The organism is Mycetocola sp. Y444 (genome assembly GCF_059445295.1).
In genome coordinates, this window is sequence record NZ_JCAIUB010000001.1 from 884,558 (window position 1) to 911,088 (window position 26,531).

Annotated in this window: 22 protein-coding genes; 13 read left to right on the plus strand and 9 right to left on the minus strand. The window is 64.4% G+C overall.

Annotated features, from left to right (window positions below):
* Positions 1–55: 55 nt before the first annotated feature.
* Positions 56–2,533, minus strand: a complete 2,478-nt coding sequence (locus AC1C2M_RS04215; RefSeq protein WP_495435366.1) for a DNA gyrase/topoisomerase IV subunit A — start codon at positions 2,531–2,533, stop codon at positions 56–58.
* A gap of 89 nt (positions 2,534–2,622) precedes the next feature.
* Here AC1C2M_RS04215 and AC1C2M_RS04220 point away from each other — a divergent pair, with 89 nt between their 5' ends.
* Positions 2,623–3,762, plus strand: a complete 1,140-nt coding sequence (locus AC1C2M_RS04220) for an alkaline phosphatase family protein (RefSeq protein WP_495435367.1) — start codon at positions 2,623–2,625, stop codon at positions 3,760–3,762.
* Positions 3,763–3,779: 17 nt separating this feature from the next.
* On the opposite strand, the gene sepH is transcribed toward AC1C2M_RS04220, so the two are convergent.
* Positions 3,780–4,814: a septation protein SepH gene (gene sepH, locus AC1C2M_RS04225; protein ID WP_495435368.1), complete on the minus strand. Its 1,035-nt coding sequence runs from the start codon at positions 4,812–4,814 to the stop codon at positions 3,780–3,782.
* A 198-nt stretch (positions 4,815–5,012) separates the two neighbouring features.
* On the opposite strand from sepH, the gene AC1C2M_RS04230 reads away from it, so the two are divergent.
* The gene (locus AC1C2M_RS04230) at positions 5,013–5,306 is read left to right on the plus strand and encodes a DUF4193 domain-containing protein (protein ID WP_121658897.1); all 294 of its coding nucleotides are present in this window, start codon (positions 5,013–5,015) and stop codon (positions 5,304–5,306) included.
* On the opposite strand, the gene AC1C2M_RS04235 is transcribed toward AC1C2M_RS04230, so the two are convergent.
* Complete coding sequence (locus AC1C2M_RS04235; RefSeq protein WP_495435369.1) at positions 5,303–5,764, minus strand: DUF3093 domain-containing protein; 462 nt, start codon at positions 5,762–5,764, stop codon at positions 5,303–5,305. The two genes, AC1C2M_RS04230 and AC1C2M_RS04235, sit on opposite strands and share 4 nt — an antisense overlap.
* 38 nt (positions 5,765–5,802) lie before the next feature.
* Here AC1C2M_RS04235 and dut point away from each other — a divergent pair, with 38 nt between their 5' ends.
* The 5 genes from dut (at position 5,803) to dxs (ending at position 12,820) form a co-directional block, all read left to right on the plus strand.
* Entirely contained in the window at positions 5,803–6,261 is a 459-nt protein-coding gene (gene dut / locus AC1C2M_RS04240; RefSeq protein ID WP_483404220.1) for a dUTP diphosphatase, read from the plus strand.
* Positions 6,258–6,995, plus strand: a complete 738-nt coding sequence (locus AC1C2M_RS04245) for a DUF3710 domain-containing protein (protein ID WP_483404219.1) — start codon at positions 6,258–6,260, stop codon at positions 6,993–6,995. Before dut ends, AC1C2M_RS04245 begins: the two co-directional genes overlap by 4 nt.
* Positions 6,995–7,777: a DUF3159 domain-containing protein gene (locus AC1C2M_RS04250; protein ID WP_495435370.1), complete on the plus strand. Its 783-nt coding sequence runs from the start codon at positions 6,995–6,997 to the stop codon at positions 7,775–7,777. The genes AC1C2M_RS04245 and AC1C2M_RS04250 overlap by 1 nt, the downstream gene beginning before the upstream one ends.
* A gap of 159 nt (positions 7,778–7,936) precedes the next feature.
* Entirely contained in the window at positions 7,937–10,747 is a 2,811-nt protein-coding gene (gene acnA, locus AC1C2M_RS04255; RefSeq protein ID WP_495435371.1) for an aconitate hydratase AcnA, read from the plus strand.
* Between the two features lie 126 nt (positions 10,748–10,873).
* Positions 10,874–12,820 carry a 1-deoxy-D-xylulose-5-phosphate synthase gene (gene dxs, locus AC1C2M_RS04260; RefSeq protein WP_495435372.1) on the plus strand — a complete coding sequence of 649 codons (1,947 nt, stop codon included), beginning with the start codon at positions 10,874–10,876 and terminating at the stop codon, positions 12,818–12,820.
* A gap of 425 nt (positions 12,821–13,245) precedes the next feature.
* Here dxs and AC1C2M_RS04265 read toward each other — a convergent pair whose 3' ends face one another.
* From AC1C2M_RS04265 to AC1C2M_RS04280, 4 genes are all read right to left on the minus strand, one after another.
* Complete coding sequence (locus AC1C2M_RS04265) at positions 13,246–15,381, minus strand: 3-hydroxyacyl-CoA dehydrogenase NAD-binding domain-containing protein (protein ID WP_495435373.1); 2,136 nt, start codon at positions 15,379–15,381, stop codon at positions 13,246–13,248.
* A gap of 5 nt (positions 15,382–15,386) precedes the next feature.
* Positions 15,387–16,583 (minus strand): thiolase family protein, encoded by a 1,197-nt coding sequence (locus tag AC1C2M_RS04270; RefSeq protein WP_108391082.1) that lies wholly within the window; start codon positions 16,581–16,583, stop codon positions 15,387–15,389.
* A gap of 74 nt (positions 16,584–16,657) precedes the next feature.
* Complete coding sequence (locus AC1C2M_RS04275) at positions 16,658–17,857, minus strand: ribonuclease D (protein WP_495435374.1); 1,200 nt, start codon at positions 17,855–17,857, stop codon at positions 16,658–16,660.
* Positions 17,850–18,446 (minus strand): DUF3000 domain-containing protein, encoded by a 597-nt coding sequence (locus AC1C2M_RS04280; protein WP_483404213.1) that lies wholly within the window; start codon positions 18,444–18,446, stop codon positions 17,850–17,852. Before AC1C2M_RS04280 ends, AC1C2M_RS04275 begins: the two co-directional genes overlap by 8 nt.
* Positions 18,447–18,471: 25 nt before the next feature.
* On the opposite strand from AC1C2M_RS04280, the gene AC1C2M_RS04285 reads away from it, so the two are divergent.
* Positions 18,472–19,665: an alpha/beta hydrolase family protein gene (locus AC1C2M_RS04285; protein WP_495435375.1), complete on the plus strand. Its 1,194-nt coding sequence runs from the start codon at positions 18,472–18,474 to the stop codon at positions 19,663–19,665.
* A gap of 28 nt (positions 19,666–19,693) precedes the next feature.
* On the opposite strand, the gene AC1C2M_RS04290 is transcribed toward AC1C2M_RS04285, so the two are convergent.
* Positions 19,694–20,131 carry a SufE family protein gene (locus AC1C2M_RS04290; RefSeq protein WP_495435376.1) on the minus strand — a complete coding sequence of 146 codons (438 nt, stop codon included), beginning with the start codon at positions 20,129–20,131 and terminating at the stop codon, positions 19,694–19,696.
* Positions 20,132–20,147: 16 nt separating this feature from the next.
* Complete coding sequence (locus AC1C2M_RS04295; RefSeq protein ID WP_495435377.1) at positions 20,148–21,044, minus strand: sulfurtransferase; 897 nt, start codon at positions 21,042–21,044, stop codon at positions 20,148–20,150.
* Positions 21,045–21,194: 150 nt separating this feature from the next.
* Here AC1C2M_RS04295 and zapE point away from each other — a divergent pair, with 150 nt between their 5' ends.
* From zapE to AC1C2M_RS04320, 5 genes are all read left to right on the plus strand, one after another.
* Positions 21,195–22,235 (plus strand): cell division protein ZapE, encoded by a 1,041-nt coding sequence (zapE, locus tag AC1C2M_RS04300; protein ID WP_483404209.1) that lies wholly within the window; start codon positions 21,195–21,197, stop codon positions 22,233–22,235.
* Positions 22,236–22,401: 166 nt separating this feature from the next.
* Positions 22,402–23,634: an ammonium transporter gene (locus tag AC1C2M_RS04305; protein ID WP_483404208.1), complete on the plus strand. Its 1,233-nt coding sequence runs from the start codon at positions 22,402–22,404 to the stop codon at positions 23,632–23,634.
* Positions 23,635–23,856: 222 nt separating this feature from the next.
* Positions 23,857–24,399, plus strand: coding sequence for a type II toxin-antitoxin system PemK/MazF family toxin (locus AC1C2M_RS04310; RefSeq protein ID WP_495435378.1), 543 nt, complete (start codon positions 23,857–23,859; stop codon positions 24,397–24,399).
* Positions 24,400–24,461: 62 nt separating this feature from the next.
* Complete coding sequence (locus AC1C2M_RS04315; protein ID WP_495435692.1) at positions 24,462–25,166, plus strand: endonuclease/exonuclease/phosphatase family protein; 705 nt, start codon at positions 24,462–24,464, stop codon at positions 25,164–25,166.
* Between the two features lie 172 nt (positions 25,167–25,338).
* Entirely contained in the window at positions 25,339–26,481 is a 1,143-nt protein-coding gene (locus AC1C2M_RS04320; protein WP_495434017.1) for a ScyD/ScyE family protein, read from the plus strand.
* The last annotated feature ends 50 nt before the right edge of the window (positions 26,482–26,531 follow it).

Here is a 26,531-nt window from a genome sequence, read left to right on the forward strand (position 1 = left end):
GCGGGTGGTCTCGACCGGAACGGGTGTTCTCGGCTACGGCGATCGGCGATCGGTCTTAGACTGCGATCTCGCTGCCGATGAAGCCGATCACCGAGTCGATCATCGTGCCGGACGCGTCACGCTTCGCGCCGACCTCCGGCAGAGTCCTTGCGGACCCATCGGGTCCCACTGCCATCGCCGGTGTCGGTCCCACCCAGGCCAGGGCGAGGATGTCCTCACCCCTCAGGAACGTGTGGGTGCGAACTCCACCGGTTGCGCGGCCCTTCGCGGGGTACTCGGAGAAAGCCGACACCTTGGCCCTGCCAGGGTCTGTGCCGGGTATCGTCTCGCTGCTGACCGACACCGTTGCCACAGAGATGTCTGCGCCGGGGTCGACGGCGCCGAAGAAGATGATGTGGCTGTCCGCCGGCAGGGTCATGCCCGCCATGCCTCCGGCCGGCCGGCCCTGCGGTCGAACCGCTGACGCCGGGAAGTGAAGCAGTTGCGCCGCTGAACTGACGAAGACCAGATCGGTCGACTCAGGGGCCTGAACGGCTCCGACGACCTCATCCTTGGGCTTGAGGCCGATGACCTCGAAGTCCGGCTTGTTCGGCCAGTCTCCGGGACTCACGCGCTTGACCACGCCCTGCCGGGTGCCGAGAGCTATCGCATCAGTGCTCTCGAGCGAGACCAGGGCGAGCACGCGCTCGGCCTTGTTCGGCAATGCCAGGTAGTCACCGATCTTCACTCCAGCCCCCAGCTGCAGCGAGTTGACGGGTACGACGGGCAGGTCGACCGGGCTGAACTTCACCAGGCGGCCGAGTGACGTCACAGCGCCGATTTCAGACCGGGATGTCGTCTCGAGCGTCGACAGGATGGCGTCGTGTTTCGTGCGTCTCCGAACGCGGGCGCTTCCGGCGGGTGCCTCACCCTCGGCACGCTCGGTCAGGTCGATGCGGAGCGCGCGCCCTGTCGCTGACAGGTAGACCCTGCAGGGCACGTCGGCCACTTCGAGCTGCGCAGACTGGCGTTTCGCCGCGGCGGTTGCGATGCTGGGCCGCGCCTCCGTGAGGAGGGTGCGGCGCGGGGTGCCGAAGCGCTCCGCGACGTCGGCGAGTTCGACAGACACCTGATTGCGGATGAGCGCTTCGCTCGAGAGCAGCAGTTCGAGTTCGGCGATCTCGGCCTTGAGCTTGTCGCGTTCGGCCTCGAGCTCGATCCGGGAGAACCGGGTGAGCCTGCGCAGGCGCAGTTCGAGGATGTATTCGGCCTGCAGTTGCGACAGATCGAACACCTCGATGAGGCGCGTGCGGGCCTGGTCGGTGTCATTGCTCGCCCGGATCACCTGGATGACCTCGTCGATGTCGACGATGGCGATGAGCATGCCCTCGACGAGGTGCAGCCGCTCACGACGGCGCGCGAGCCGGTAGGAGGAGCGACGTGTGACGACCTCGATCCGGTGATCCACATAGACCTGGAGCAGTTCGCGGAGACCGAGTGTCTGCGGGCCGCCATCGACGAGCGCCACGTTGTTGATGCTGAAGCCGTCTTCGAGCGGTGTGTACCGATAGAGCTGCTCGAGCACTGCCTCGGGGCTGAAGCCGGTCTTGATGCCGACGACGAGGCGGAGGCCGTGTGTGCGGTCGGTGAGGTCGGTGACGTCCGAGATGCCGCTGAGCTTCTTGTTGGTGACGCCGTCCTTGATCTTCTCGATCACGCGCTCGGGGCCGACGAGGTACGGCAGTTCGGTGAAGACGAGCCCGGTCTTCCTCGCCGAGAGGCTCTCGACCGAGACCTTGGCGCGAGTCTTGAAACTTCCACGGCCGGTCGCGTATGCGTCTTTGATTCCGGCGAGTCCGACGATGGTGCCGCCGGTGGGGAGGTCAGGGCCCGGCACGAACTCCATCAGTTCGTCGAGGGTCGCGTCGGGGTGGGCGAGCAGGTGCCTGGCTGCGCCGACGACCTCGACAAGGTTGTGCGGCACCATGTTCGTTGCCATACCGACGGCGATACCGCTCGCACCGTTCACGAGCAGGTTCGGGAACGCGGCGGGGAGAACTTCGGGCTGCGTGAGCTGGTTGTCGTAGTTCGGGATGAAGTTCACGACGTCTTCGTCGAGGCCGTCGGTCATGGCGAGTGCGGCGGCGTCGAGGCGGGCCTCCGTGTACCGTGCAGCGGCCGGGCCGTCGTCGAGTGAACCGAAGTTACCGTGACCGTCGATGAGGGGTACGCGCATGGTGAATGGCTGGGCGAGACGCACGAGGGCGTCGTAGATCGCGCTGTCGCCGTGCGGGTGCAGCTTTCCCATGACTTCACCGGTCACTCGAGCGCTCTTCACGTGCCCGCGCTCCGGGCGGAGCCCCATCTCGGTCATCATGTAAAGAATGCGCCGCTGGACGGGCTTGAGGCCGTCGCGAGCATCAGGAAGCGCGCGCGAGTAGATCACCGAGTATGCGTACTCGAGGAACGAGCCCTGCATTTCTGTGGAGACGTCGACGTCCTGGATGCGCTCGGTGAAGGACTCGGGAGCTGCGGGGGTTTTCTTCGGGGTCATTCGGCGTTTCTCGGGCAGGAAAAGGGAGGATGGCGGATGCCGGTCGGGCAAGCGAGCCGCGTCGGCGACTCTGTGCCAGACTTGGCCCGATGGCCACAATGCTACCCACCGACAAAGCAGGCGCCCGCAGCCTTGCCGATGTTCTGCCGAATTCCCTCGCCGCGCTCAGGGGGATTCCGAACGAACTGTCGCTCCCCGCCGCGGAATCCGTCGTCGTTGTTGTGGTCGACGGGCTCGGGCGGGCACAGCTCCAGGCCCGCGCCGGGCACGCACGCTTCCTGACGTCCACCAAGAGTGACGCCATCGTGAGCGTCTTTCCCTCGACGACAGCGGCCGCACTGGCCACCTTCGCGACGGGTGTGCTCCCCGGTGCACACGGGCTGGTCGGCTACCGCACCCTGGACGCCGCCAACGATCGGCTGGTGAACCAGTTGAACGGCTGGGATGAGCGAATGGTCCCCGAGACCTGGCAGCGCGAACGTACCGTCTTCGAAAAGGCGGGCGATGACGGCATCCGTACCTTCGCGATCGGACAGGCCAAGTACGCAGCGTCAGGATTCACCCGGGCCATCCTGCGTGGCGCGAGTTATGTGTCGGCAAACACCATCGCAGAGCGACGCGCGGCCGCTGTGCGGGTGGCCCGGGATCACCCGGGTTCACTGATCTACCTCTATATCCCCGAGCTCGACAGGGCCTCGCACCAGTACGGGTGGGAATCGGACCAGTGGCTCTCCGTGCTCGAAGCGGTTGACGCTGAGGTCTCAACCCTGAGTTCGGAGCTCCCGGCCCGCACGGGACTGCTCGTGACGGCCGACCACGGGTCAGTTGACGTTCCGCCGTCCTCGCACGTGTTGTTCGACACGGCACCAGAGCTGATCGACGGCGTACGGCACGCCGGGGGAGAACCGCGCTGCCTGCACCTGTACCTGGAGCCGGGCGCAACGGCATCCGACCGCGCAACCCTCGCTCGGATCTGGGAAGAGAGCGAGTCTCAGCGCGCCTGGGTCTCCACCCGCGAGGAGCTCGTGGAATCAGGTCTCATGGGACCGGTCTCTGACGAGGTCCTCCCGCGGATCGGAGACGTGGTCGTTGCAGCTCGCAAACGGATCGTGTATTACGACTCCAGGCCGGCCGACCAGTCAGCGCGCAAGATGATCGGTCAGCACGGGTCACTGACCCACGAGGAGCGGTCGATACCGCTGATCAGGCTCGGCGCTTTTACACGCTGACGACGAGCCCGACCTGATCAGTCTTCGTCGGTGCGGGCCCCGAAGACGATCTCGTCCCACGACGGCATGGCCGTGCGGCCACGCTTGCCGCTGCCGCGCGCCGGAGTAACCGGTGTCTCGGCCGGGGCCGGAACAGCCTGCGGCTTGTCGGGGAGAGGGGCGTCAACCCTCGGAGCCTTCGCTGTGTCCAGCTGCGCTTCGTCGGTGTGCGCTGACTCGCGTTCGCCCCTGCGCTTACGCAGGGCCTCGAGGAGGTCAGCGGTCTGGTTTGACTGTGAGCCCGGGTCTTCCGCCCGGTTGATCGCGGCCGCAGCGGCTGCCTTCGAGGATGCCTGCGGGCGCCCGAGCGCGGAGATGTCAATGGTCGGTGACAGGTCAAGGCTCTCATCGGAGCTGTCGCGGAAGTTGAATGCTCCGCTGTCGAACCGACTGTCATCGGGACGTGAGTCGTCGCGCTCAACGGCGCGAAGGCGGGGGATGAGGCCCTGCTGCGGGAGCTCGCCCTGCTTCGACAGGGTCACAGCTTCGCTGTTCATCGGTGCGAGCGCCTGCTTCTTCGGCTCGAAGCTCCACCGCGCATCGTGGTCGATCTCGCTGGCCGTGAACGACAGCTTCACCACCCAGCCGCCTGACGGCTCCTTCCAGCTGGTCCACCGCTCCTCAGACGCACCCAGTGACTCGAGACGAGCCCTGATGGCGGAGCCAAAGGTGTCGTCGTCGTCCTCGCGCGTCGGGTCGATGGTGGTCAGAACGTGCACGCTCAGCGCGGCGCCGACGATGTGTTCTCGCTCAGCGAGAACCGGACCCTCGAAGCGCTGAACGTACTCGAGGTCGGCGCCGGTGATGTCGGCGACTTCCTCGGCCGACAGTCCTGACCTGATGTGGGCCTGAACCTCACGCGGGCTCGGCTTTGGACCCTGTGTCGGCTCCTTGCGGCTGCGGCGCACATGGGACTGCAAAACCTCGTCGATAACGAGACGAAAACGCTCGCCGCTCTCTGTCGCGGCGATGAGGGCGCCGTCTTCAACGCCAATGACCTTCAAATCGTGCATGATCAACTGCCTCTCAGGCTGTGATTTGTTATCCAAATGGTGTCACGGCATGTGCCATTTACGTGGGAATACAGTGGGCGTGCCGTGGGTTCCACACCGTGTCGCTTCTCAGAGGCCAAAGCCGGTTTGCTATTCGATCCAGATTGATGCAAACTGTGGCCGCCGAAGCGATCGGAAGACAACAAGAAGTGGATGGAAATGGCAACGGATTACGACGCCCCAAGGAAGACCGACGACGATTCAGAGTCGATTGAGGCCCTCAAGGAGCGCGTGCCAGACAAACTGTCAGGATCGGTCGGCGACGAAGATGCCGACAATCCTGGTGGTTTCGATCTGCCGGGCGCCGACCTTTCGGACCTGGACCTGGACGTTGTTGTGTTGCCTCCGCAGGCTGACGAGTTCACCTGCGTTGAGTGCTTCCTCGTGAAGCACCGCTCACAGATCGATCACGAGTCAAAGCTCGGACCGGTCTGCCTGGAGTGTGCAGCCTAAGTCTCGATGGGAACATCTGGCCGTTGTGATCGCAAGATCGCAGCGGCCAGTTTTGTTGGGTGGCGCGACGACAACAACCAGTAGGGGGTCGGGTCAAGCGGGTCGACGATCTGCAGCCGGACAACCCCACGGATGCCGCCACGGATGACGAGGAACGCTCTGACGTCGAGGCGCTGGCCGCGCTCGAGGGTCGCTTCATCACCCTCGAACGCCGTGGCGTCTCCGATCAGCTCAACGGGAATCGACGCGCGCCCCACACTGAGGATGCCGTTTTTCACCTCGATGACCGGTGCACCGTAAATAAAGAGGAGAAGGCAGCCCACGTAAAGGACGACTCCGGTGAGAGCGCCGACAGGGACACTGATCGGGGCAAGCACGAGCAGGCTTGCCGGAATCACAAGTGCCGTCACCCCGACGATCCACACGGCAGGCCATAAACGTTCTCGATATTCGGCCATGTCTCTTCTCATCCAGACTTCTGCACTACCCTCGACACGTGACCGAAAGCGTAGACGTACTCATTGTCGCCCCGGAACTGCCCAACTACGCCCACCCGGGCGATGCGGGCGCTGATCTCAAGTCTACTGAAGACCTGACCCTCGAGCCGGGGGAACGACGGGTCGTCGGTACCGGCGTATCAATCGCCCTTCCCGACGGCTATGCAGCCTTTGTGGTTCCCCGCTCAGGGCTGGCATCCAAGCACGGCATCACCGTCGTCAATTCACCCGGCACCGTCGACGCCGGATACCGTGGCGAAATCCGTGTGACGCTGCTGAACACCGACAGCAGCGAGCCGTACACGATTAAGGCGGGGGACAGGATCGCACAGATGATCGTCATGCCGGTCTCACAGGCCAGATTCGTGCCGGTCGAGACGCTGCCAGGCAGCCTCCGCGGGGACAGGGGTTTCGGTTCCACCGGCTACGACACGATCCAGACAGGAGCCCAGTCATGAGCAAGAAGAAAAAGAACATCGAAGCGACGGCCAATCCTGACGTCAACGCACAGGACGAGTCAGAGTCGACCGAGGTGGATGTCACCGACGTCGACGACTCCACCCAGTCGGCAGAACTCGCGGAGTCCGAAGCCGCCGAGGAGCCGGACGCGCTCGATATCTCGAAGTCTGCACCCGAGAACCGGGCAAGCGACGGCCCGTTCGACGAGTCAGAGGCCAACCCGGTCAGGCCGTACATCGATCTCGGCGGAGTGAAAATCCTTCCCCGCGACGGCCTCAACCTCCGGCTCGAGGTCGAGGAGAGCACGAAGCGCATTGTCGCGGTCGGACTCGACTACGCAGGTTCAACCCTCCAGATCCAGCCGTTCGCCGCTCCCCGCAGCACCGGACTGTGGCACGAGACGCGGGAACAGATTCAGGAACAGATCGCCAGGCAGGGCGGAACGGTCACGGAGCGCGAAGGTGCTCTCGGTCCGGAACTGCTCGCCGAGGTTCCCGTCGTCGCCAGCGCCGGTGGAGCACCGGGGACGCGAATCGCCCGGTTCGTCGGCGTTGACGGTCCTCGCTGGTTCCTCCGCGGTGTCATCGCCGGTGACGCAGCAACCCAGGATGAGGCTGCGGCCCTCGTCGAGGATCTCTTCCGCAGCGTTGTCGTTGTCCGCGGTTCGGCACCGATGCCTCCGCGCGACCTGATCCCGCTCGTGATGCCGCCGACGGCGGCCCGGACGGACTGATGCCAGGCTTCGACGAGGACGGCGCAACGGCCAGGCAGGCCACGCCCTCCGCTGACCCCGACAGCGACAGCGACAGGGCCAGGGCCGACACCGGCGAAACAGCCGCCGTCGTCGGCGCTGCCCTCGCTGACGCCGCGAGGAAAGCAGGGCTTGAGTCGCTGGCGCGTGCCGACCGACCCAACGGGCACGTGCTGCTCGAGGCGATGGGCGGCATCCGGGGGATCATCGAGGCCGTCGTGCCCGGCCTGCTCTTCCTCGTTGTCTACACCGTTTCGAAGAACCTGCCGCTGTCCCTGGGCGTGTCCGTCGGCATAGCGGCCATCCTGACCGTTGCACGTCTGGTCCAGAAGACGCCGGTGGCCAGCGCGGTCGGCGGTCTCATCGGGGCAGTGGCATCCGCTGTCTTCGCGCTCGTCACCAACCGGCCGGAGGACAACTTCGTTCTCGGGTTCGTGACCAATGGCGCGTATGGTGCAGCCCTGCTCATCTCGGTACTCGTCGGGTGGCCGCTCATCGGGCTGGTCGCCGGCTACCTGATGAGCGATTCGACAGCGTGGAAGAAGGATGCCGTCAAGCGACGGACGTTCATCATCCTCACCCTGTGCTGGGCGGGGATGTTCATCGCGAGGCTCGCTGTCCAGCTGCCGCTCTACGCTGCGGGCAACGTTGAATGGCTCGCGGCGACAAAGCTCCTCATGGGATTGCCGCTCTACGCCCCTCTTCTTATTCTGACCTGGCTGGTCGTCCGCGCGTTGTACCGCACCAGTCCCGTTCGCCCCTGATAGAGTTATCTCGACATCAAGATAAATTGATGCAGGTGCTCCCTGAGGCATTGGGCGGTTGTTAGGCAAACCTTGCTAGAAAAACTGGCCAAGGGGAACCCAAGATTGACCCAAGGCAGGCAGCGTGTCAGTGCCTGTGCCAACGAAGGAGAAGGCTACGTGTCTACAGTTAATAGCTTCGGGGCGAAGAACACACTCACAGTCGGCGGTACCGACTACGAGATCTTCCGTCTCGACACCGTCCAGGGCTACGAGAAGCTGCCGTTCAGCCTCAAGGTCCTTCTGGAGAACCTGCTCCGCACCGAAGACGGCAAGAACGTCACGGCTGAGCAGATCCGCACACTCGGTAACTGGGACCCCTCAGCGGAGCCTGACACCGAGATCCAGTTCACGCCCGCCCGCGTCGTCATGCAGGACTTCACCGGTGTTCCCTGCATCGTCGACCTCGCCACCATGCGTGAGGCCGTCGCCGAGCTCGGTGGCGATCCCACCAAAATCAACCCGCTTGCCCCCGCAGAGCTCGTCATCGACCACTCAGTGATCGCTGACCTCTTCGGCACCGAAGACGCCCTCGAGCGCAACGTCGAGATCGAGTACGAGCGAAACGGTGAGCGCTACCAGTTCCTCCGCTGGGGCCAGACCGCGTTCGAAGACTTCAAGGTTGTACCGCCGGGAACCGGCATCGTGCACCAGGTCAACATCGAGTACCTCGCCCGCGTGACGTACACCCGCGAGGTCAACGGCGCGCTCCAGGCGTACCCTGACACGCTCGTCGGCACCGACTCGCACACCACGATGGTCAACGGCCTTGGCGTACTGGGCTGGGGCGTGGGCGGAATCGAAGCCGAGGCAGCGATGCTCGGCCAGCCCGTCTCCATGCTCATCCCCAAGGTGGTCGGATTCAAGCTCTCCGGCTCGATCCCCACCGGTGTCACGGCGACAGACGTCGTCCTCACCATTACCCAGCAGCTCCGGAAGCACGGCGTTGTCGGCAAGTTCGTCGAATTCTACGGAGAGGGCGTCGCCGAGGTCCCCCTCGCCAACCGCGCCACCATCGGAAACATGAGCCCCGAGTTCGGTTCGACGGCAGCGATGTTCCCCATCGACGATGTCACGCTCGACTACCTGCGCCTCACCGGCCGCAGCGAAGAGCAGGTCAAGCTCGTCGAGGAGTACTCGAAAGTCCAGGGCCTGTGGCACGACCCGTCGGTCGAGCCGGCCTTCAGCGAGTACCTCGAACTCGACCTGTCGACAGTGGTTCCATCGATCGCCGGTCCGAAGCGCCCGCAGGACCGGATCGAGCTCAGCGCAGCGAAGAACCAGTTCGAGGTCGACCTGAACAACTACGCGGACGTCGAGCACGATCTCGTCGACCTCGAGGTCAGCGAATCGTTCCCCGCGTCAGACCCGCCAGCGAACACGCCGGAGAGCGAGCACAACAACCACGTTCACTCGCACACGAGTTCAGCGCCATCAACGGCGTCGAAGCCAACCAGCGTGACCCTCGACGACGGTTCCACGTTCACCATTGACCACGGCGCCGTCACCATCGCCGCGATCACGTCGTGCACCAACACGTCGAACCCGTCCGTCATGCTCGCTGCAGGCCTCCTCGCCCGCAACGCGGCAAAGAAGGGGCTCAAGGCCAAGCCGTGGGTCAAGACCACCCTCGCACCGGGTTCCAAGGTCGTCACCGACTACTACGCCAAGGCCGGCCTCACCGACGATCTCGAAGCCCTCGGCTTCTACACCGTCGGCTACGGCTGCACCACGTGCATCGGAAACTCCGGACCGCTCGCAGAGGAAATCTCTGCTGCGATCAACGAGAGCGACCTCGCCGTGACCGCAGTGCTCTCGGGTAACCGCAACTTCGAAGGCCGGATCAACCCGGACGTGAAGATGAACTACCTGGCGAGCCCGCCACTCGTGATCGCGTACGCCCTCGCCGGGTCGATGAACTTCGACTTCGAAACGGATGCCCTCGGCAAGGACACCGAAGGCAACGACGTGTTCCTCAAGGACATCTGGCCCGACTCCGCCGAGGTCCAGAAGACGATCGACAGCTCAATCGACACCGAGATGTTCACGCACGAGTACGCGTCGGTCTTCGAGGGTGATGAGCGCTGGCGTTCACTTCCGACCCCGGCAGGAAGCACGTTCGACTGGAACCCCGAGTCGACCTACGTCCGGAAGCCACCGTACTTCGACGGCATGACGATGGAGACCACCCCGGTCACCGACATCACCGGCGCCCGTGTGCTCGCCAAGCTCGGCGACTCGGTCACGACCGACCACATCAGCCCGGCCGGATCGATCAAGGCGGACAGCCCTGCCGGCCGTTACCTGACCGAGCACGGCATTTCCCGCAAGGACTTCAACTCGTACGGTTCCCGTCGTGGAAACCACGAGGTGATGATTCGCGGAACCTTCGCGAACATCCGCCTGAAGAACCAGCTGCTCGACGGCGTCGAGGGTGGATACACCCGCGACTTCACCCAGGCAGACGCGCCAGAGTCGTTCATCTACGACGCGTCGCAGCACTACCAGGAAGCCGGCATCCCGCTGGTCATCCTCGGTGGCAAGGAATACGGCTCCGGTTCCTCTCGCGACTGGGCGGCGAAGGGTACGAGCCTGCTCGGCGTCAAGGCCGTCATCACCGAGAGCTTCGAGCGCATTCACCGCTCGAACCTCATCGGAATGGGCGTTGTCCCGCTGCAGTTCCCCGCTGGCGAGAGCTGGGAGAGCCTGGGCCTCGACGGTACCGAGTCGATCAGCATCATCGGTCTGGATGCGCTGAACAACGGCACGACCCCGAAGACGGTGCACGTCGTCGCCGAGCCCACCGCGCACTCGCCCGAGGGCAAGCAGCCGGTTGAGTTCGACGCTGTGGTCCGCATCGATACGCCGGGTGAAGCTGACTACTACCGCAACGGTGGAATCCTTCAGTACGTGCTGCGGAGCCTCGTCTAAGCACACAGATTGACCCATTCTCGACGCCGCCCCTGAGTGATTCCAACCGGAAACGCTCAGGGGCGGCGCGTAGAGTGGAACGGCCGGGGCACACCTCCCGGTCAGGATGGTAGTGAGGGAGTTCGAATGGGTCTTCTTGAGTCGATACGGGGTCCGCGTGACCTTGACGCCCTCTCGAAGGATCAGCTGAAACAACTGGCTGCTGAGATCCGCACTTTCCTGGTGAGCGAGGTCTCCCGAACCGGCGGACACCTCGGCCCCAACCTTGGCGTCGTCGAGCTGACGCTCGCAATACACCGCGTCTTCGATTCGCCCTCGGACGCCATCGTCTTTGACACGGGGCACCAGTCCTACGTGCACAAGTTGCTCACCGGGCGTCAGGACTTCGAGAACCTGCGGGAACGCGGCGGACTCGCCGGGTATCCCCAGCGCAGTGAATCTCCGCACGACATCGTCGAGAGTTCCCACGCGTCGAGTTCCCTGAGCTGGGCTGACGGCATCTCCCGTGCGTTCGAAATGACCGGGCAGACCGAGAGAAGCGTCGTCGCCGTTGTCGGCGACGGTGCGCTGACCGGCGGAATGACCTGGGAAGCGCTCAACAACATCAGCGACGACAACACCCGTCGCCTTGTTATCGTCGTCAACGACAACGGCCGGTCGTACGCCCCCACGATCGGCGGAATGGCGCGGTTCCTCAACACGGTGCGCACGCGGAGGACCTACAAGGATCTCTACATCACCAGCCAGCGTATGTTCGACCGGCTCGGCGGCCCGGGTCGCGCCTTCTACCGCGGTGTCCGCGGCGGCACCCACGGCTTCCTGAGCCGCTTCAGCAACAACGAGGCGCTCTACTCGAACCTCGACATCAAGTACATCGGTCCCGTCGACGGTCACGACCTCAACGCCATGCAGGAAGCCCTCGCGCAGGCCAAGAACTACGGCACTCCGGTGATCGTTCACGCCATCACCCAGAAAGGCAAGGGATTCGCGCCCGCCGTCGATGACGAAGCCGACCAGTTCCATGCGGTCGGGAAGATCGATCCCCTCACCGGTGAATCGATGTCGTCGAGCAGCGCCGAAACCTGGACGGGCGTCTTCAGTGACACGCTCGTCGAACTGGCCGAGCAGAACGACAGGATCGTCGGGGTCACGGCAGCGATGCTGCGTCCAACCGGGCTGCACAAACTCGCCGAGCGTTTCCCTGACCGGGTTCACGACGTCGGGATCGCCGAGCAGCACGCCGCCACGAGCGCCGCAGGCCTCGCATTCGGTGGCCTTCACCCCGTCGTTGCGATCTACGCCACCTTCATCAACCGCGCGTTCGACCAGATCCTCATGGACATCGCGCTCCACAAGGCCGGGGTCACGTTCGTGCTTGACCGGGCCGGAGTGACGGGGCCGGACGGCCCCTCGCACCACGGGATCTGGGACCTGGCAATCCTCCAGCTCGTCCCTGGCATCCGGCTGGCGGCGCCGCGCGATGCCGAGCGACTGCGCGAAGAACTGGCCGAGGCCATCGGAGTGGACGATGCGCCAACGGTGATCAGGTTCCCGAAGGGCAGTGTGCAGGAGCCGATACCGGCGGTCCGCCGCACCGAAGACAACGTTGACGTGCTCTACGAGAGCCACAAACCGGATGTGCTCATCGTCACGGTCGGCCCGATGGCCGACATCGGTCTCGATGTCGCACGTCGCCTCGAAGCACAGGGCATCGGTGCGACGGTGATCGACCCCCGCTGGGTGGTTCCGGTTCCGACGAGTGTCATCGAATTTGCGCGGGATCACCGACTCGTCATCACGATCGAGGACGGAATCCGCGTCGGGGGAGTAGGCACCCGAATCCGCCAGGACCTGCGGAGCGCCGGAGTCGATACGGCCGTCGACGAGCTCGGCCTGCCCGACACGTTCATCGACCACGCAACGCGCGAGCAGATCATGGTCGACGCGGGCCTCACCGGCCAGCAGATCGCGCGTGACGTTGTCGCGCAGGTCCTCGGCAGCCGGATTCCGGTGGCGAGGCCAGAGCCTTCCAGTATCAGCGAACCGTCCGAACACACGAGCGAACAGGCGTAGGCGTTCGCTCGTCCTCCCAGCGTGAGCGCTGCAGTTCCTGCGGCGCGCTGCAGAAGTTTATGTAGCGCCGGTCGAGTTTGTGCAGCGCTTGGGGGTAGCGCGGGGTTGAGCGGTTGCCGTTTCTTCCGTGCGCGTGACCGCATCAGTTTGCGGGTGCGAGGCCGGTTCCCGCGCGTGGGCATCGAGCGCTGCAGTTCCTGCGCTGCGCTGCACAAGTTTATGTAGCGCCGGTCGAGTTTGTGCAGCGCTCGGGGTAGCGCGGGAGTGAACGGATGCCGTTTCTTCCGTGCGCGTGACCGCATCCGTAGGCCGGTGGGAGGCCGGCTCCCGCTGGCAGCACATCGGGTGCCGGCACCACGCGGCCCCGTGCCGGCACGAAAAACGCCCGGCCGTATGGCCGGGCGTTTCGCGTTGAACCGGGTGATCTAGCGGATGCCGCGAATCTCGGGATCGTGGAACGTTCCGCCGAAGACGCGCTGGCTGGCACCGGTTCGGTCGAGGTACGGAGTGATCCCGCCCATCTGGAACGGCCAGCCCGCGCCGAGAATCATGCAGAGATCGATGTCTTCCGGTCCTTCGACGACGTGGTCCTCGAGCATCCGGTGGATCTCATCAGCGAGGCCGTCCTCGAGACGACGCAGGATGGCATCCGCCTGAAGGGGCTCTTTGCCCCCAGAGACGATCTTGAGGGCACCCTTGTCGAATCCCTTGACCTTGCCCTTCGAATCCTTCTCGAGCAGCGTGCCGTACTCGGCAAGCTTGTGGAGGTTCTCGCTCCGGTAGAACCGGTCGGGGAACGCCTCGTGGTGGGTGTCGAGCACGTGAGCGCCCACCTTGAGTCCGACGAGGTCGAGCAACTGCGACGGCGGCATCGGCAGCCCCAGGGGAGCGAGCGCCTCGTCAACCGTCGCGAAGCTCGTACCGGAGTCCACGGCATACATGGCCTCACCGAGCACCTTGGCGAGCACGCGGTTGACGACGAACCCCGGGGTGTCGCGGGTGATGACCGCGTTCTTCCGAAGCGCCTTCGCGGTCGCCATGGCCGTCGCGAGCGTCTCGTCCGTCGTTTTTGGCGTCTTGACGACCTCGATCAGCGGCATCACGGCCACCGGGTTGAAGAAGTGGAAGCCGACGAGGCGTTCGGGGTGCGCGAGCTTTGCACCAATCTGCTCGACAGACAGCGACGAGGTGTTGGTGGCGAGGATCGCGGTTTCCGAAATGTACTGCTCGACATCGGCGAAGACATCCTGCTTCACACCGAGCTCTTCGAAGACAGCTTCAATGACCCAGTCACAGTCGGCGAAGTCGCTCTTGTTCGTCGTTCCTGACACGAGGGCATTGAGCCGGTTGGCCTCATCGGGAGAGATGCGGCCCTTGGCGAGAAGGGAAGCTATCTCGCCGCGGATGTAATCGAGCCCCTTGTCCACACGCCCCTGGTCGAGGTCGGTGATAACGACGGGGACCTGAAGGCGACGCACGAAGAGCAGGGCGAACTGGCTGGCCATGAGACCGGCACCGATGACACCGACCTTGGTGACCTTCTGGGCGAGGGCCTTGTCCGGGGCACCGGCGGGCCGCTTGGCACGCTTCTGCACGAGGTTGAAGGCGTAGTTGCTCGCCTGGAACTGGTCGCCAGTGGCGAGATCCGCGAGGGCCTCATCTTCACGCGCGAACCCCTCTGCACGGGTTCCGCTCTTCGCTGCCTTGAGCAGGTCGAGAGCGACGTACGGGGACTTCGGCACCGTGCCGATCTTCGACTCGAGCATCTTCCTGGCGATGCCGACCGCTGCGTCCCACTTGACGAGCCGTTCAACCTTGCCGGGCTGGTTCTTCCTGGTCACCTTGACGGTACCGTCGAGGACGCCGCCAGCCCAGCGCAGCGAGTCCTCGAGGAAAGTCGCGGCGGGGAAGATGGCATCGGCGATACCGAGCTCGAAGGCATCCTGAGCCTTGAGCATGCGGTTCGTCTTCAGCGGGTTCTCGACGACGACCTTGAGCGCGTTCTCGATACCGATGAGGTTCGGCAGCAGGTATGCCCCACCCCAGCCGGGGATCAGACCGAGGAACACCTCGGGGAGTGCGATGGCCGGTGCCGATGCGTCGACGGTGCGGTAGTTCGCGTTGAGCCCGATTTCGAGGCCACCGCCGAGAGCGAGTCCGTTGATGAACACGAACGACGGCACACCGAGCGAGTCGAGCTTGCCGAAGGTGAAGTGCCCGAGCTGGCCGAGGAGCAACGCGGACTCACGAGAGTCGACCTCGCTCACCTTGCTGAGGTCTGCGCCCGCGGCAAGAATGAACGGCTTGCCCGTGATCGCCACGGCGTGAATCTCACCGCGGCCGGCCCGCTCCTTCTGCTCGTCGAGCACCCGGCCGAGCTCCATGAGGGTGATCGGGCCGAGCGTATTCGGGCGGGTGTGGTCGCGGCCGTTGTCCAGGGTGATCAGTGCGATCACCCGACCGCCCGGGAGGGTGACGTCCTGGACGAAGGAGTGGGTGACGACCTCATCGGCGCTCAGCGCGACGAGAGGGGAAAAGTCGATTGTGGAGTAATCGGTCATCGCGGTTACTTCTTTCCCTTCCAGTTCGGGTTCTCCCAGATGACGCTGCCACCCTGGCCAAGCCCGACGCACATCGCCGTCAGGCCGTAACGCACATCGGGACGCTCGGCGAACTGCGCTGCCAGCTGGTTCATGAGCCGGACACCGGATGCCGCGAGCGGGTGGCCGACGGCGATAGCGCCGCCCCACTGGTTGACGCGGGGATCGTCGTCATCGATGCCGAAGTGGTCGAGGAGAGCGAGTACCTGGATGGCAAATGCCTCGTTGAGCTCGAACAGGCCGATGTCGTCGATCGTCAGCCCGGCTTTCCTCAGTGCCTTCTCGGTGGACGGCACAGGACCGAGGCCCATGATCTCCGGCTCAACGCCGGCGAAGGCGAAGCTCACCATGCGCATTTTGGGCTTCAGGCGGAACTCCTTGACAGCGGATCCACCGGCGAGGAGGCTCACCGTCGCGCCGTCGGTGAGCGGTGATGCGGTTCCTGCTGTGACGCGGCCGTGCGGGCGGAACGGCGTCTTGAGGTTAGCCAGCCCCTCCATGGTGGTCTCGGGTCGCGCACCCTCGTCGCGTGTTGCCAGGCCCCAGCCCGACTCGCTGCGGATGGCGACGGGAATGAGGTCCGGCTGGATTTTGCCGGCCTCGTATGCGGCCTGGAGCTTGTGCTGGCTGCGCATGCCGAAGCGGTCAGCCCGCTCCTTGGTCAGGTGCGGGAAGCGGTCATGAATACGCTCGGCCGTCTTTCCCATGTCGAGTGCATCCGCTGAGACCAGCTTCTCGGTCATGAACCGAGGGTTCGGGTCGGCGTCAGCCCCGAGCGGGTGCCGGCCCATGTGTTCGACTCCACCGGCGATGGCGAAATCGTACGCGCCAAACCCGATGGCGCTGCCAACCTGGGTTACTGCCGTCATTGCACCGGCACACATACGGTCGATCGCGTAGCCGGGAACCGACTGCGGCAGCCCCGCGAGAAGTGCCGTCGTGCGGCCGAGGGTCAAGCCCTGGTCACCCTGCTGGGTGGTCGCGGCAATGGCGACCTCGTCGATTCGGTCTTTGGGAACGTCGGGGTTGCGTTCGAGCAACCCGATCATCGCCTTGACGACCAGGTCGTCTGCACGGGTGTTCCAGTACATTCCTTTTTGTCCGGCGCGACCAAAGGGGGTCCGCACTCCATCAACAAAAAAGACGTCAGCTATTTCGGCCACTTTGCCTCCCAATTATCGGATTCGGATTCGATCCTAGAAGCGGCCAAAATCTCCGCCGCATCCTTTGACCCTTCCTACGACTCGCTTTTCTGCGGTTCGGATGCCGTTTGGTTACCTTCTACAAAGGCAAGGGCGATCGTCTGTGCAGTAGCTTCAATTTGCCACTCGCGAGCGCCGAGTTCGCGAAGGGCGTCGCCCACCGCCCCAGCGTCAAGAGGTACCGGGGGAGTCCACGCGAGTCGGCGGAGCATCTCGGGGGTGAGGACGTTCTCGAGCGGGATCGAGAGCGACTCCGCGACGAGGGCGAGAGCTGTTCGCGCGGCTTTGAGCCTCGCGTCAGCTTCGGGGTTCCGCTCGGACCAGCTGCGGGCAGGAGGGAGGACATCACTCGACGCGGGCCTGAGTGGCGGGAGGTCATCAGTGGTGAGGCCGCGCTCGAGAGCGGCCCACCACACCGGAAGTTCGGTACGGCTCGCGCGACCCTTGAAATCACGCATGGCGGCGAGCGCTGCGCTCGAGCGAGGCTGTGCCTTGACCACCGCGACGAGTGAGGCATCCGGGACCAGACGGCCGGGAGCGACGTCGCGCTCGCGCGCGAGGGTGTCCCGCGCCGTCCACAACTCCCGCGCGACGGCGAGGCTCCTGGCGCCGCGGACGCCGTGCAGGCCGGACAACCGGCGCCACGGATCCTGGCGAACGAGCTTCGGCTGGCGAAGCCTCGTCGCCTCGAACTCCTGTGCCGCGATCTCCTGCTTCCCTGACTCGGTCAGCATGGCATCGAGCTTGTCGCGCACGTCGACGAGAAGTTCGACGTCGAGGGCCGCGTACTCGAGCCAGGATTCGGGGAGCGGCCGGGTCGACCAATCGGCGGCGGAGTGCTCCTTCGCAAGGTGAATGCCGAGAAGTTCTTCGACGACGGAGCCGAGGCCGACGCGATCGAGGCCGAGAAGCCGACTGGCGAGCTCGGTGTCGAAGATCCGGCTGGGGTCGAGACCGACCTCGCGGAGGCAGGCCAGATCCTGGCTTGCCGCGTGGATGATCCACTCTTCGTCGCGAATGGCGTCGTTGAGTGCGTCGAAGCGGCCGATGGCGGGTGGGTCGAAGAGGAACACTCCTGCGCCGCGGCGGAAGACCTGGATCAGGTATGCGCGCTGGGAGTAGCGGTATCCGCTCGCTCGCTCAGCGTCGACAGCGATGGGCCCGTGACCCGCTTCGATCTTCGTGATTGCGTCGAGGTACTCGTCCTCGCTATCGATGACGTGACGGTCAGTCACGTGCCGTCCTGCGGCTAGACAACAGGGTTACACCTTCGGTTGTTGGCGGAAGCCCGGCGAGCATGCACAGCAGCTCGCCCCAGCCTTCCACGTGGGAGGACACATCGTCTTCGAGCGGCGTCCAGGACGCCCTCAACTCTATCTGGGCGCCGTCGGGCTGGAGGCTAAGTTCGCCGAACCCGGTCGACAGAATTTTTGTGGCCGTTCCTGACGCCGAAGCGTACCGGGCGCCCCTGGCATTGAGGGCATCCACGAGCCAGGACCACGCCACATCGGCGAGGAAAGGATCAAGCCCGATTTCCGTTTCGAGGGGGGCCTGGGCAAAGCAGACGACCCTGAACGGGCCGCCCCACGCCTCAGGCTCTTCCGGGTCGTAGAGCAGGATGAACCGCCCGGTGCCAAGCTCGGAATCGGCACCGTGCCTGGTGGGGGTGACATCCGCCGCGAGGGCGACAGCGAACGGCGCCAGGTTGCCGGGGGCAGGAATTTCGTGCACGCTGAGTTCTGAGCGCGCCTGGGCGCCGCGCACCGATTCGAGTGCACGGGCGAACGCCGCCGGAACCTCGGCGCCTGTGAGTCTGTCTGCCACGATTGCAGACTAGAGTTACTTGCCAATGAATCGTCACAGCCACGCCGTCGAGCCGGCCACCCGTCCGCGAAGAGCGGCACTGAAAATCTCGCTCACTGTCGGCGGGTTCATCGCGACAGCCGCAACGGCATCCGTTCTCCTGGTATCGGCCGTCGCGAGGCGCGTGGTGACCCCAGCGACGAAGCGAGCGCAGGAGACGGTAGTCACGTCCCTTGATCCCGGTGCGGCGACCATCACCCTCGTCCGCAATCCGGATACCGACCTGCCGGGCAGGTATGGCCTGTGGTTCGGGCCGGCCGGGCGTTATCTGAAGCTCGGCCCGATCCTGACGCAGGACGCATCCACCGTCACCCGCGCGCTGCTCAATGACAGAGAAGAACTCGACGACCTGCCGACGTCGGGACCCGCGACTTTCAGTGGCTGGTATTACTCCCGCCCGGACGAGCTCGGACTTCCGTGGAGCGAGGAGATTATTCAGACCGAGGTCGGACCGGCACCCGCCTGGCTGTTTCCCGCCGATCCGGATTCTGATCGCTGGGTCATCGCCGTGCACGGCAGGGGCACGACTCGCAGCGAGTGCCTTCGCGCTGTGCCGGTGCTGCACGAGTCAGGGTGCACGGCGCTGCTCATCTCCTACCGCAACGACGGGGATGCGCCCAGGAGCAGCGACGGGCTTTACGGGCTCGGCGATACCGAATGGCAGGACGTCGAGGCCGCTCTCGAGTTCGCTGCGACGCACGGCGCGAAAACCGTCGTCCTCATGGGCTGGTCGATGGGCGGGGTCATCTCGCTCCAGGCATCCCTCAGGGCAGACCGAGCCGACCTCATCTCCGGGCTGATCCTCGAGTCGGCCGTTGTCGACTGGGGCAACGTGCTCGACTACCAGGCTGACGCCGGGCGCATCCCGGTCGCGGTTCGGCGAGCAGCGATCGCGGCGATCAGTAACGACTGGGGCAGAGCGCTGACCGGCCAGCACTCCGCCCTCAACTTTCCCGCGCTCAATATGGTCGACAGGGCGGATGAACTCACCACGCCGATGCTCGTGCTGCACAGCGACGACGACGGCTTCGTCCCGGCGGACGGTGCGCGACGGCTCGCTGAGAAGCGCTCGGACCTTGCTACCTTTGTGCCGTTCTCTACCGCTCGGCACACGAAGCTCTGGAACTTCGACGCCGATCGGTGGAACCGGTCCATCAGGGAATGGCTCGCCGAGCACTGATCCGCGCGGCAACTCCAGTCTTGTGCTCCTAAGCGGCGACCCGCTCCGACAACTGGCGTTTGATGCGCCGCAGCATTCCGTTCATCCCGTTGAGGCGAAGCGGTGACACGATCCGGGTGAGGCCGAGCATCTGGGGGAAGTCGTCCGGAATCGCGAGGACCTCTTCCGGGCTCAGTCCCTCGATGGCCTGCGCAAGAATACTGGCGAATCCCCGCGTCGTCGGTGACTCACGTGGTGCGGTCGCGTGCAGGTGGACGGCACCGTCAGTGACGTCCACAAAGATGTAGACGGGAGACTGGCACTCGATGACCCGTTCGAGCAGGTCCTCGTGATCGGCATAGTGCGGAGGCAGCTCCGGGAGTTCCTGCGAGAACTCGAGCAGGAGCTGCAGGCGCGATTTCTCGTCGAGTTCGAGGAAGTCGTCGCGAATCTCGGCGAGCTGGGCGGGGAGCGTAATCTCGGTCATCGGTTCGATTCTGCCATCAGAGCCTGTCACCCGGCTCTGAACCGACGGCGATGGGAACGCGAACGGCGCTGCCCCACTCGGTCCACGAACCGTCGTAGTTGCGAACGTCGGAGAAGCCGAGCAGGTGGTGCAGCACGAACCAGGTGTGGCTCGAGCGCTCACCGATCCGGCAGTACGCGACAACCGAGTCCCCATCGGACAGGCCGGCACCGTCCTTGTAGACGGCGGTCAACTCGGCGAGCGGCTTGAACGTGCCGTCTGGTGCCACGGCCTGGCCCCATGGCACGTTCTTCGCGGTCGGGATGTGACCGGCCCTGAGTGCGCCCTCTTCCGGGTACGCGGGAGCGGTTGTCCGCTGGCCGCTGTACTCCTCAGGCGACCTGACATCGATCAGGGGATTGCCGAGGTGGGCGAGGACGTCGTCTTTATACGCCCGGATCACCGAGTCATCGCGCTCGACGATCGGGTATTCGACGGGCTCTCTTGTGGTGGCATCCGTCGTGAAGTCTCGCCCCTCAGCGATCCACTTGTCGCGCCCGCCATCGAGGAGTCGGACGTCGTTGTGCCCGAACAGGGTGAACACCCACAGCGTGTACGCGGCCCACCAGTTGTTCTTGTCACCGTAGATGACGACCGTGTCATCCCTGGCGATGCCTTTGGCAGACATCAGTTCGGCGAACGCTTCACCGTTGATGTAGTCGCGCTGCACCGGGTCGTTGAGGTCTGTGTGCCAGTCGATCTTGACCGAGCCGGGAATGTGGCCGGTTTCGTACAGAAGCACGTCCTCATCCGATTCGACGACGACGAGTCCTGGCTGGCCGAGGCGTTCCTGAAGCCACCCGGTCGAGACCAGGCGTTCCGGGTGCGCGTATTCGTCGAACTTTTCGGTCGATGAGTCGCGTTCGACAGACATGGGCTACCTCCGGAGGTTGTATCTCGCGAGCGTTCCGTGGGCGGCACGCGGGGGATTAGGCTGGAAACTCCGCTTGATGAGCGGAATTACGCACGATTGCGGCTGAAGTCATACCCCGCCGTAAGACTTCGACACACGAGGTATTCTCCCATGACAAACCTTTCGTCCTCCGTCCGCGTCAGCATCGCGGATCGCAATCCCGAGACCACAGGGGCTGAGATTGCGGCGAGTCTGACGCCGCCACCTCAGTTCGCGGATGCCAGCTTCGAGAGCTACCGCCCGGATGCCGCGTTCGCATCACAGCAGGAGGCTGTCGACCTGCTCGGCGCGTTCGCCGGCAGCTGGGGCGCCGCGAAGTCATCCGGCGGGTTCTTCGGCCGGAAGAAGAAGACGCCGGATGTGAAGCCAGGTGTGTACCTCGACGGTGGTTTCGGCGTCGGTAAGACGCACCTCCTTGCGGCGCTCTGGCACGCGGCTCCCGGCCCGCGCAAGTATTTCGGCACGTTCATCGAGTACACGGCGCTCGTCGGTGCCCTTGGCTACGCCAATGCGGTCGAATCGCTTCGCGGCTCGACGCTCATCTGCATCGACGAGTTCGAACTCGACGACCCGGGCGACACGATGATGATGACGCGACTGCTCACCGAGCTCGTGGCATCCGGAACACGGATCGCCGCCACCTCGAACACCCCGCCGAACGCGCTCGGCGAGGGGCGCTTCGCCGCCGCTGACTTCCTGCGCGAGATCCACGCGATGTCCGATCACTTCACCACGCTCAGGATCGACGGGGAGGACTACCGCCGACGGTCCATCGAGGGTCACGCGGCAGCCGTCGACAGCAACGAGTATGAGTCACGACTCACCGCGGCGATGGAATCCGGAAAGACGGTCTCAGACGACAGCTTCGACACGGTGATCGGTCATCTCGCCGGCGTGCACCCGTCGCGGTACATCAAGCTCATCTCCGGTCTCGACGAGATCGGGTTGCGGGACGTCCACGAACTCCAGTCGCAGACGGAGGCGCTTCGCCTCGTCGCCTTCATCGACCGGGTCTATGACGCACAGATCCCGATCCACGCGACGGGTGTTCCCCTTGATGAGGTGTTCGGGGGAGACATGCTCTCCGGTGGCTACCGCAAGAAGTACCTGCGTTCCATGTCGCGGATGATCGCACTGACGAGAGGTTCGTAGGGGCGCGTAACACGGGTTTTACACAGGCAGGACCTCCGTAACAGTCCCGAAACATCGAATGCACCGCGTCCGAAACCTCCGGAGCGCAAGCTGAACCCACACCGACAAGCGCCCAGCGCGTCAGTCTCGGTCAGCCCGATGCACTCGAGAGAACTAAGGACACGATATGGACACCGGCAGCATTGCCTGGGGGATCACCGCGACAGCACTCGTACTGGTGATGACCCCCGGCGTCGCATTCTTCTACGGCGGCCTCGTCAAAGCGAAGAGCGTCATCAGCATGATGATGATGAGCTTTGGGGCGCTCGGCCTGATCAGCGTGCTGTGGATCCTCTACGGATTCAACATGAGCGCTGTGGCAAACCCCACCGATTTTGCCGGCAACCCCTTCGCCGACTTCGGACTCACCGCCCTCGCGCAGGGCGAGTCGGGCAACACTGACCTGGTTGGCGCCGCATACGGTGCGACCTTCGCCATCATCACTATCGCGCTCATCTCCGGAGCCATCGCAGACCGCGCAAAGTTCGGTGCCTGGATGATCTTCGCCGGCATCTTCGCGACTATCGGGTACTTCCCGATCGCCGCGTGGGTCTGGGGCGGTGGCTGGATCATGAACCTCGGCACAACGCTCTTCGGTGAAGACGCAGGAATCGGGGTCATCGACTACGCGGGTGGAACGGCTGTTCACATCAACGCTGGTGCTGCGGCGCTCGCACTCGCCCTCGTTCTCGGCAAGCGTGTCGGTTTCCAGAAGGGAATCCAGAAGCCGCACAACGTTCCCCTCACTCTCCTCGGTGCATCGATCCTCTGGTTCGGCTGGTTCGGGTTCAACGCCGGTGCCGAGTGGCTGAACGGTCTCGAGAACGTCGGACTGATCGTGATCAACACCCTCGGTGCGACCGCAGCGGCCATCATCGGCTGGCTCATTGTCGAGAAACTCAAGGACGGCAAGGCAACGAGCGTTGGAGCTGCATCGGGAGCCGTCGCCGGCCTCGTCGCCATCACACCGGCCTGTGCGAACCTCACGCCGGGCTGGGCCCTCCTCCTCGGTGTCATCACCGGTGCCGTGTGTGCCCTCGCCATCGAACTGAAGTTCAAGTTCGGATTCGATGACTCGCTCGATGTTGTCGGCATCCACCTCGTCGGTGGTCTCGTGGGAACCCTGTACCTCGGGTTCTTCGCTACCAACACCGGCCTGTTCCTCGGTGGCGGCTTCGAGCAGCTGATCGTCCAGGCGATCGCAGCATTCGCGGTCCTCGCCTACTCGTTCATCGTGGCACTCGCCATCGGCTTCGCGATCCAGAAGACGCTGGGCTTCCGGGTGAAGAACGAAGACGAAATCGCAGGCGTCGACACGAGCGTTCACGGCGAAGAGGGCTACGCCCTCGAAGTGGTCTGACGCTCGAAGTGGTCTGACGCGCAGAGCGTCCATGACAGAACGGGGTGTCGCCTGACGGCGGCATCCCGTTCTGCTGTGCTGAGACGAATCTGCGGATGCCCAGGCGTGCGGATGCCCAGGCGTGCGGATCGTGCGGACGTGCGGCCGTTCAGACGTGCGGGTGATTAGGATGGTCGGTCGGCGGCGCTGGATGGCGCCGGATCACGTCGGGAAGAGAGTGCCATGAGTTCATTCGGGAGCGTTCTTCGCTCGCTGGTCGGCTCGCTGAAACGGCAAACGGCGAAAGTGGCGGGGTCGGATGCCCGATCGACCCCGGTGCAGCGGCAGCAGCGCGGCCTGGACGAGCAGGGCAGGTCCGGCGAGTTCGCCACCGTCGAGGTGGACCCAACGTCGATCGGCAGGGTGCGGATGACCTACGTGCCGTCAACCGACGGGGATCCGGACCCCGGCGAGATCGTGTGGACGTGGGTGCCGTACGAGGAACGCGACGGCAGAGGAAAGGACCGCCCGGTGCTGATCGTCGCCGAAGAGCGGGCGGGCACTCGCCTTGCCGTGCAGCTCACCTCGAAACCCCACGACGGTTCACGCGACTTCGTGTCCATCGGGAGCGGGCCGTGGGACCAGCAAGGCCGGCCCAGCTGGGTCAACGTCGGACGGGTGTTCCGCGTATCCCCGGCCGGAATGCGACGAGAGGCAGCCGCCATCGACAAGAGTTCCTACGTCGGCGTTGCGGCCGCTCTCAGGGACCGCTACAGCTGGCACTAAATCCACATCCTGCCTTACTACAATTTGTGCAATAGCACTTTCGCCATACCGGGGGACAGCTCATCAGAATCGTCAGTTATAACCTTCGCAAGCACGCCGCCAGCGCAGAGCTCGTCGACATCGAACGCCTCTATGACGTCGACGTGCTTTGCCTTCAGGAAGCGGATGCGGTTCTTCTGCCCGAGAAGGTGGGGCACCTGCGCCTCGCCGACGCGACAAAGGCGAATCGGCTCGGCCTCGCCATTTATGCGAACGAAGACCGATTTACCATCGGGGATACTACGGCGTTCGAGCTCAAGAAGTCGATGCACGACAAGTTGTTTTCACCGGCGAACGAGCGACTGATCGCGTCACGCCTCTACGACAGGGAGGCCGAGCGCGAGATCCTGGTTGCGTCGTTCCACGCTGCACCGCTGACCGCCCCCAACTCGTTGCGGCGGAAGCAGATTTCCACGGCTCACCGGGAGCTTGGCTCGCTGGCCGCTGGCATCCCCACCGTGATGGTCGGAGATTTCAACTACCCGATCTTCAAGAACAACCTGCGTCGCCGGATCCAGGAAATGGGGTACGAGCTCTCGCTCAGCAACGCCAGGACGTACTCCAGGTACAAGATCTTCCGCGGGCACTTCGACTTCGTGACCTCCGTCAACATGGGCATCGACGACGTGAAGACACTGCCGCGCGGCGCTTCCGACCACCGCCCGATTCTCGTGACGACCAGTTACGTTTCTGCCGATTCGGAGCCTCGACAACTGTCCGGATCGTGAGTACGCTTCCCAAATGTGAGAGTGCTTCATGATGGACTCGCAATGATGCGTTAGTCTCTCTGCCCCGAACTCCTGCCCCAGACTCCTGCCCAGCGCCGAAACCCAGCGATGACCTCGTGGCTTCTCTGTTTTGTTTCCAAGCAAAGGGAGTATCGAAGTGAGATTATTGAGAGTGACCGCGGCGACCGCTGCCGCGGCCCTTGCCACCGTGGCGATTGCCTCCCCGGCGACCGCCCTCTCAGCGCCACCGGTCAGTGTTTCCCAAACCACACTTGCGACGGGGCTGACAACGCCGCTTTCACTCGAGGTCGACAGCACCGGGGTGGCCTATGTCACGCAGAACTTCGCTGGCGTACTGACGCGAGTGAACCCCGACAAATCGACCTCGACCGTCGCAAGCGCCCCCGGGCTGGAGATCAGCGCGGTGTCGAGCCGGGGCGGCACGATTTATTACGCCCAGCTCGAGCCACAGACCCACTCGAGTGCGTATCTCATGAGCGTGACCGGCCAGGGTGCGCCGGTTCAGGTTGCTGACCTCTTCGCCCACGAGAATGAGACGAATCCAGACCAGTCGAACAGTTACGGCTTCGTCGATCTTCCGCAGTCCTGCCTCGACCAGTTCGACCCGGCGGGGCCAGCTGGTCCGCCCGCGTACACGGGAATCGTCGATACGCACCCGTACGCTTCGGCCGCCACGGCCGACGGCGTGTACGTCGCGGATGCCGGGGCAAACGCCATTCTCAGGGTGGGCTACGACGGTTCGGTCTCGACGGTCGCGGTTCTTCCCGCTACCGCTCCCGTCGTCGTCACCGCCGAGATTGCAGGGCAGTTCGGATTCCCTGCCTGCTCCGTTGGCGGTTCATACAGGTTCGAGGGTGTTCCCACCGACGTTGAGGTCGGGCCTGACGGCTGGTTGTACGTGACGTCGCTCCCCGGCGGACCTGAGGACGCGAGTCTGGGTATGCGCGGTTCCGTCATCAAGGTGAATCCGGCATCCGGGCAGATCGTGACGGTTGCAACCGGATTCGTGGGCACCACCGGCCTCGCGGTGTCGCAGAGCACCGGGGTGATCCTCGTGACTGAGTTGTTCGGTGGGCCGCGTGGAACCGGCCAGGTTTCGCTCGTGTTGCCGTGGGGCGGAAGGCCGGTCGCGGCATTGCCTGTCGCCGCGCCAGCGGCTATCGAAATCGTCGGCACCAGCATCTATGTGACGCGTGATGCACTGGCGATGGATAATTCGAATCCTCCGATGTCCCTTGGCAAGCTCACCAGGGTGACGGTGACCAGTCCGCTGCTGAACAAGTACCTGGGCTGACACTTTTGTGTCGATCGCTCGGGCCGGTGTCGAACCTGTTGGGGTCGGCA

What these genes read in the sequence shown, in the direction of transcription:
- AC1C2M_RS04215 (WP_495435366.1), bottom strand. Translation starts at nt 2,533, where the DNA reads ATGACCCCGAAGAAAACCCCCGCAGCTCCCGAGTCCTTCACCGAGCGC.
- AC1C2M_RS04220 (WP_495435367.1), top strand. Translation starts at nt 2,623, where the DNA reads ATGGCCACAATGCTACCCACCGACAAAGCAGGCGCCCGCAGCCTTGCC.
- sepH (WP_495435368.1), bottom strand. Translation starts at nt 4,814, where the DNA reads ATGCACGATTTGAAGGTCATTGGCGTTGAAGACGGCGCCCTCATCGCC.
- AC1C2M_RS04230 (WP_121658897.1), top strand. Translation starts at nt 5,013, where the DNA reads ATGGCAACGGATTACGACGCCCCAAGGAAGACCGACGACGATTCAGAG.
- AC1C2M_RS04235 (WP_495435369.1), bottom strand. Translation starts at nt 5,764, where the DNA reads ATGGCCGAATATCGAGAACGTTTATGGCCTGCCGTGTGGATCGTCGGG.
- AC1C2M_RS04245 (WP_483404219.1), top strand. Translation starts at nt 6,258, where the DNA reads ATGAGCAAGAAGAAAAAGAACATCGAAGCGACGGCCAATCCTGACGTC.
- AC1C2M_RS04250 (WP_495435370.1), top strand. Translation starts at nt 6,995, where the DNA reads ATGCCAGGCTTCGACGAGGACGGCGCAACGGCCAGGCAGGCCACGCCC.
- dxs (WP_495435372.1), top strand. Translation starts at nt 10,874, where the DNA reads ATGGGTCTTCTTGAGTCGATACGGGGTCCGCGTGACCTTGACGCCCTC.
- AC1C2M_RS04265 (WP_495435373.1), bottom strand. Translation starts at nt 15,381, where the DNA reads ATGACCGATTACTCCACAATCGACTTTTCCCCTCTCGTCGCGCTGAGC.
- AC1C2M_RS04285 (WP_495435375.1), top strand. Translation starts at nt 18,472, where the DNA reads ATGAATCGTCACAGCCACGCCGTCGAGCCGGCCACCCGTCCGCGAAGA.
- AC1C2M_RS04290 (WP_495435376.1), bottom strand. Translation starts at nt 20,131, where the DNA reads ATGACCGAGATTACGCTCCCCGCCCAGCTCGCCGAGATTCGCGACGAC.
- AC1C2M_RS04295 (WP_495435377.1), bottom strand. Translation starts at nt 21,044, where the DNA reads ATGTCTGTCGAACGCGACTCATCGACCGAAAAGTTCGACGAATACGCG.
- zapE (WP_483404209.1), top strand. Translation starts at nt 21,195, where the DNA reads ATGACAAACCTTTCGTCCTCCGTCCGCGTCAGCATCGCGGATCGCAAT.
- AC1C2M_RS04305 (WP_483404208.1), top strand. Translation starts at nt 22,402, where the DNA reads ATGGACACCGGCAGCATTGCCTGGGGGATCACCGCGACAGCACTCGTA.
- AC1C2M_RS04310 (WP_495435378.1), top strand. Translation starts at nt 23,857, where the DNA reads ATGAGTTCATTCGGGAGCGTTCTTCGCTCGCTGGTCGGCTCGCTGAAA.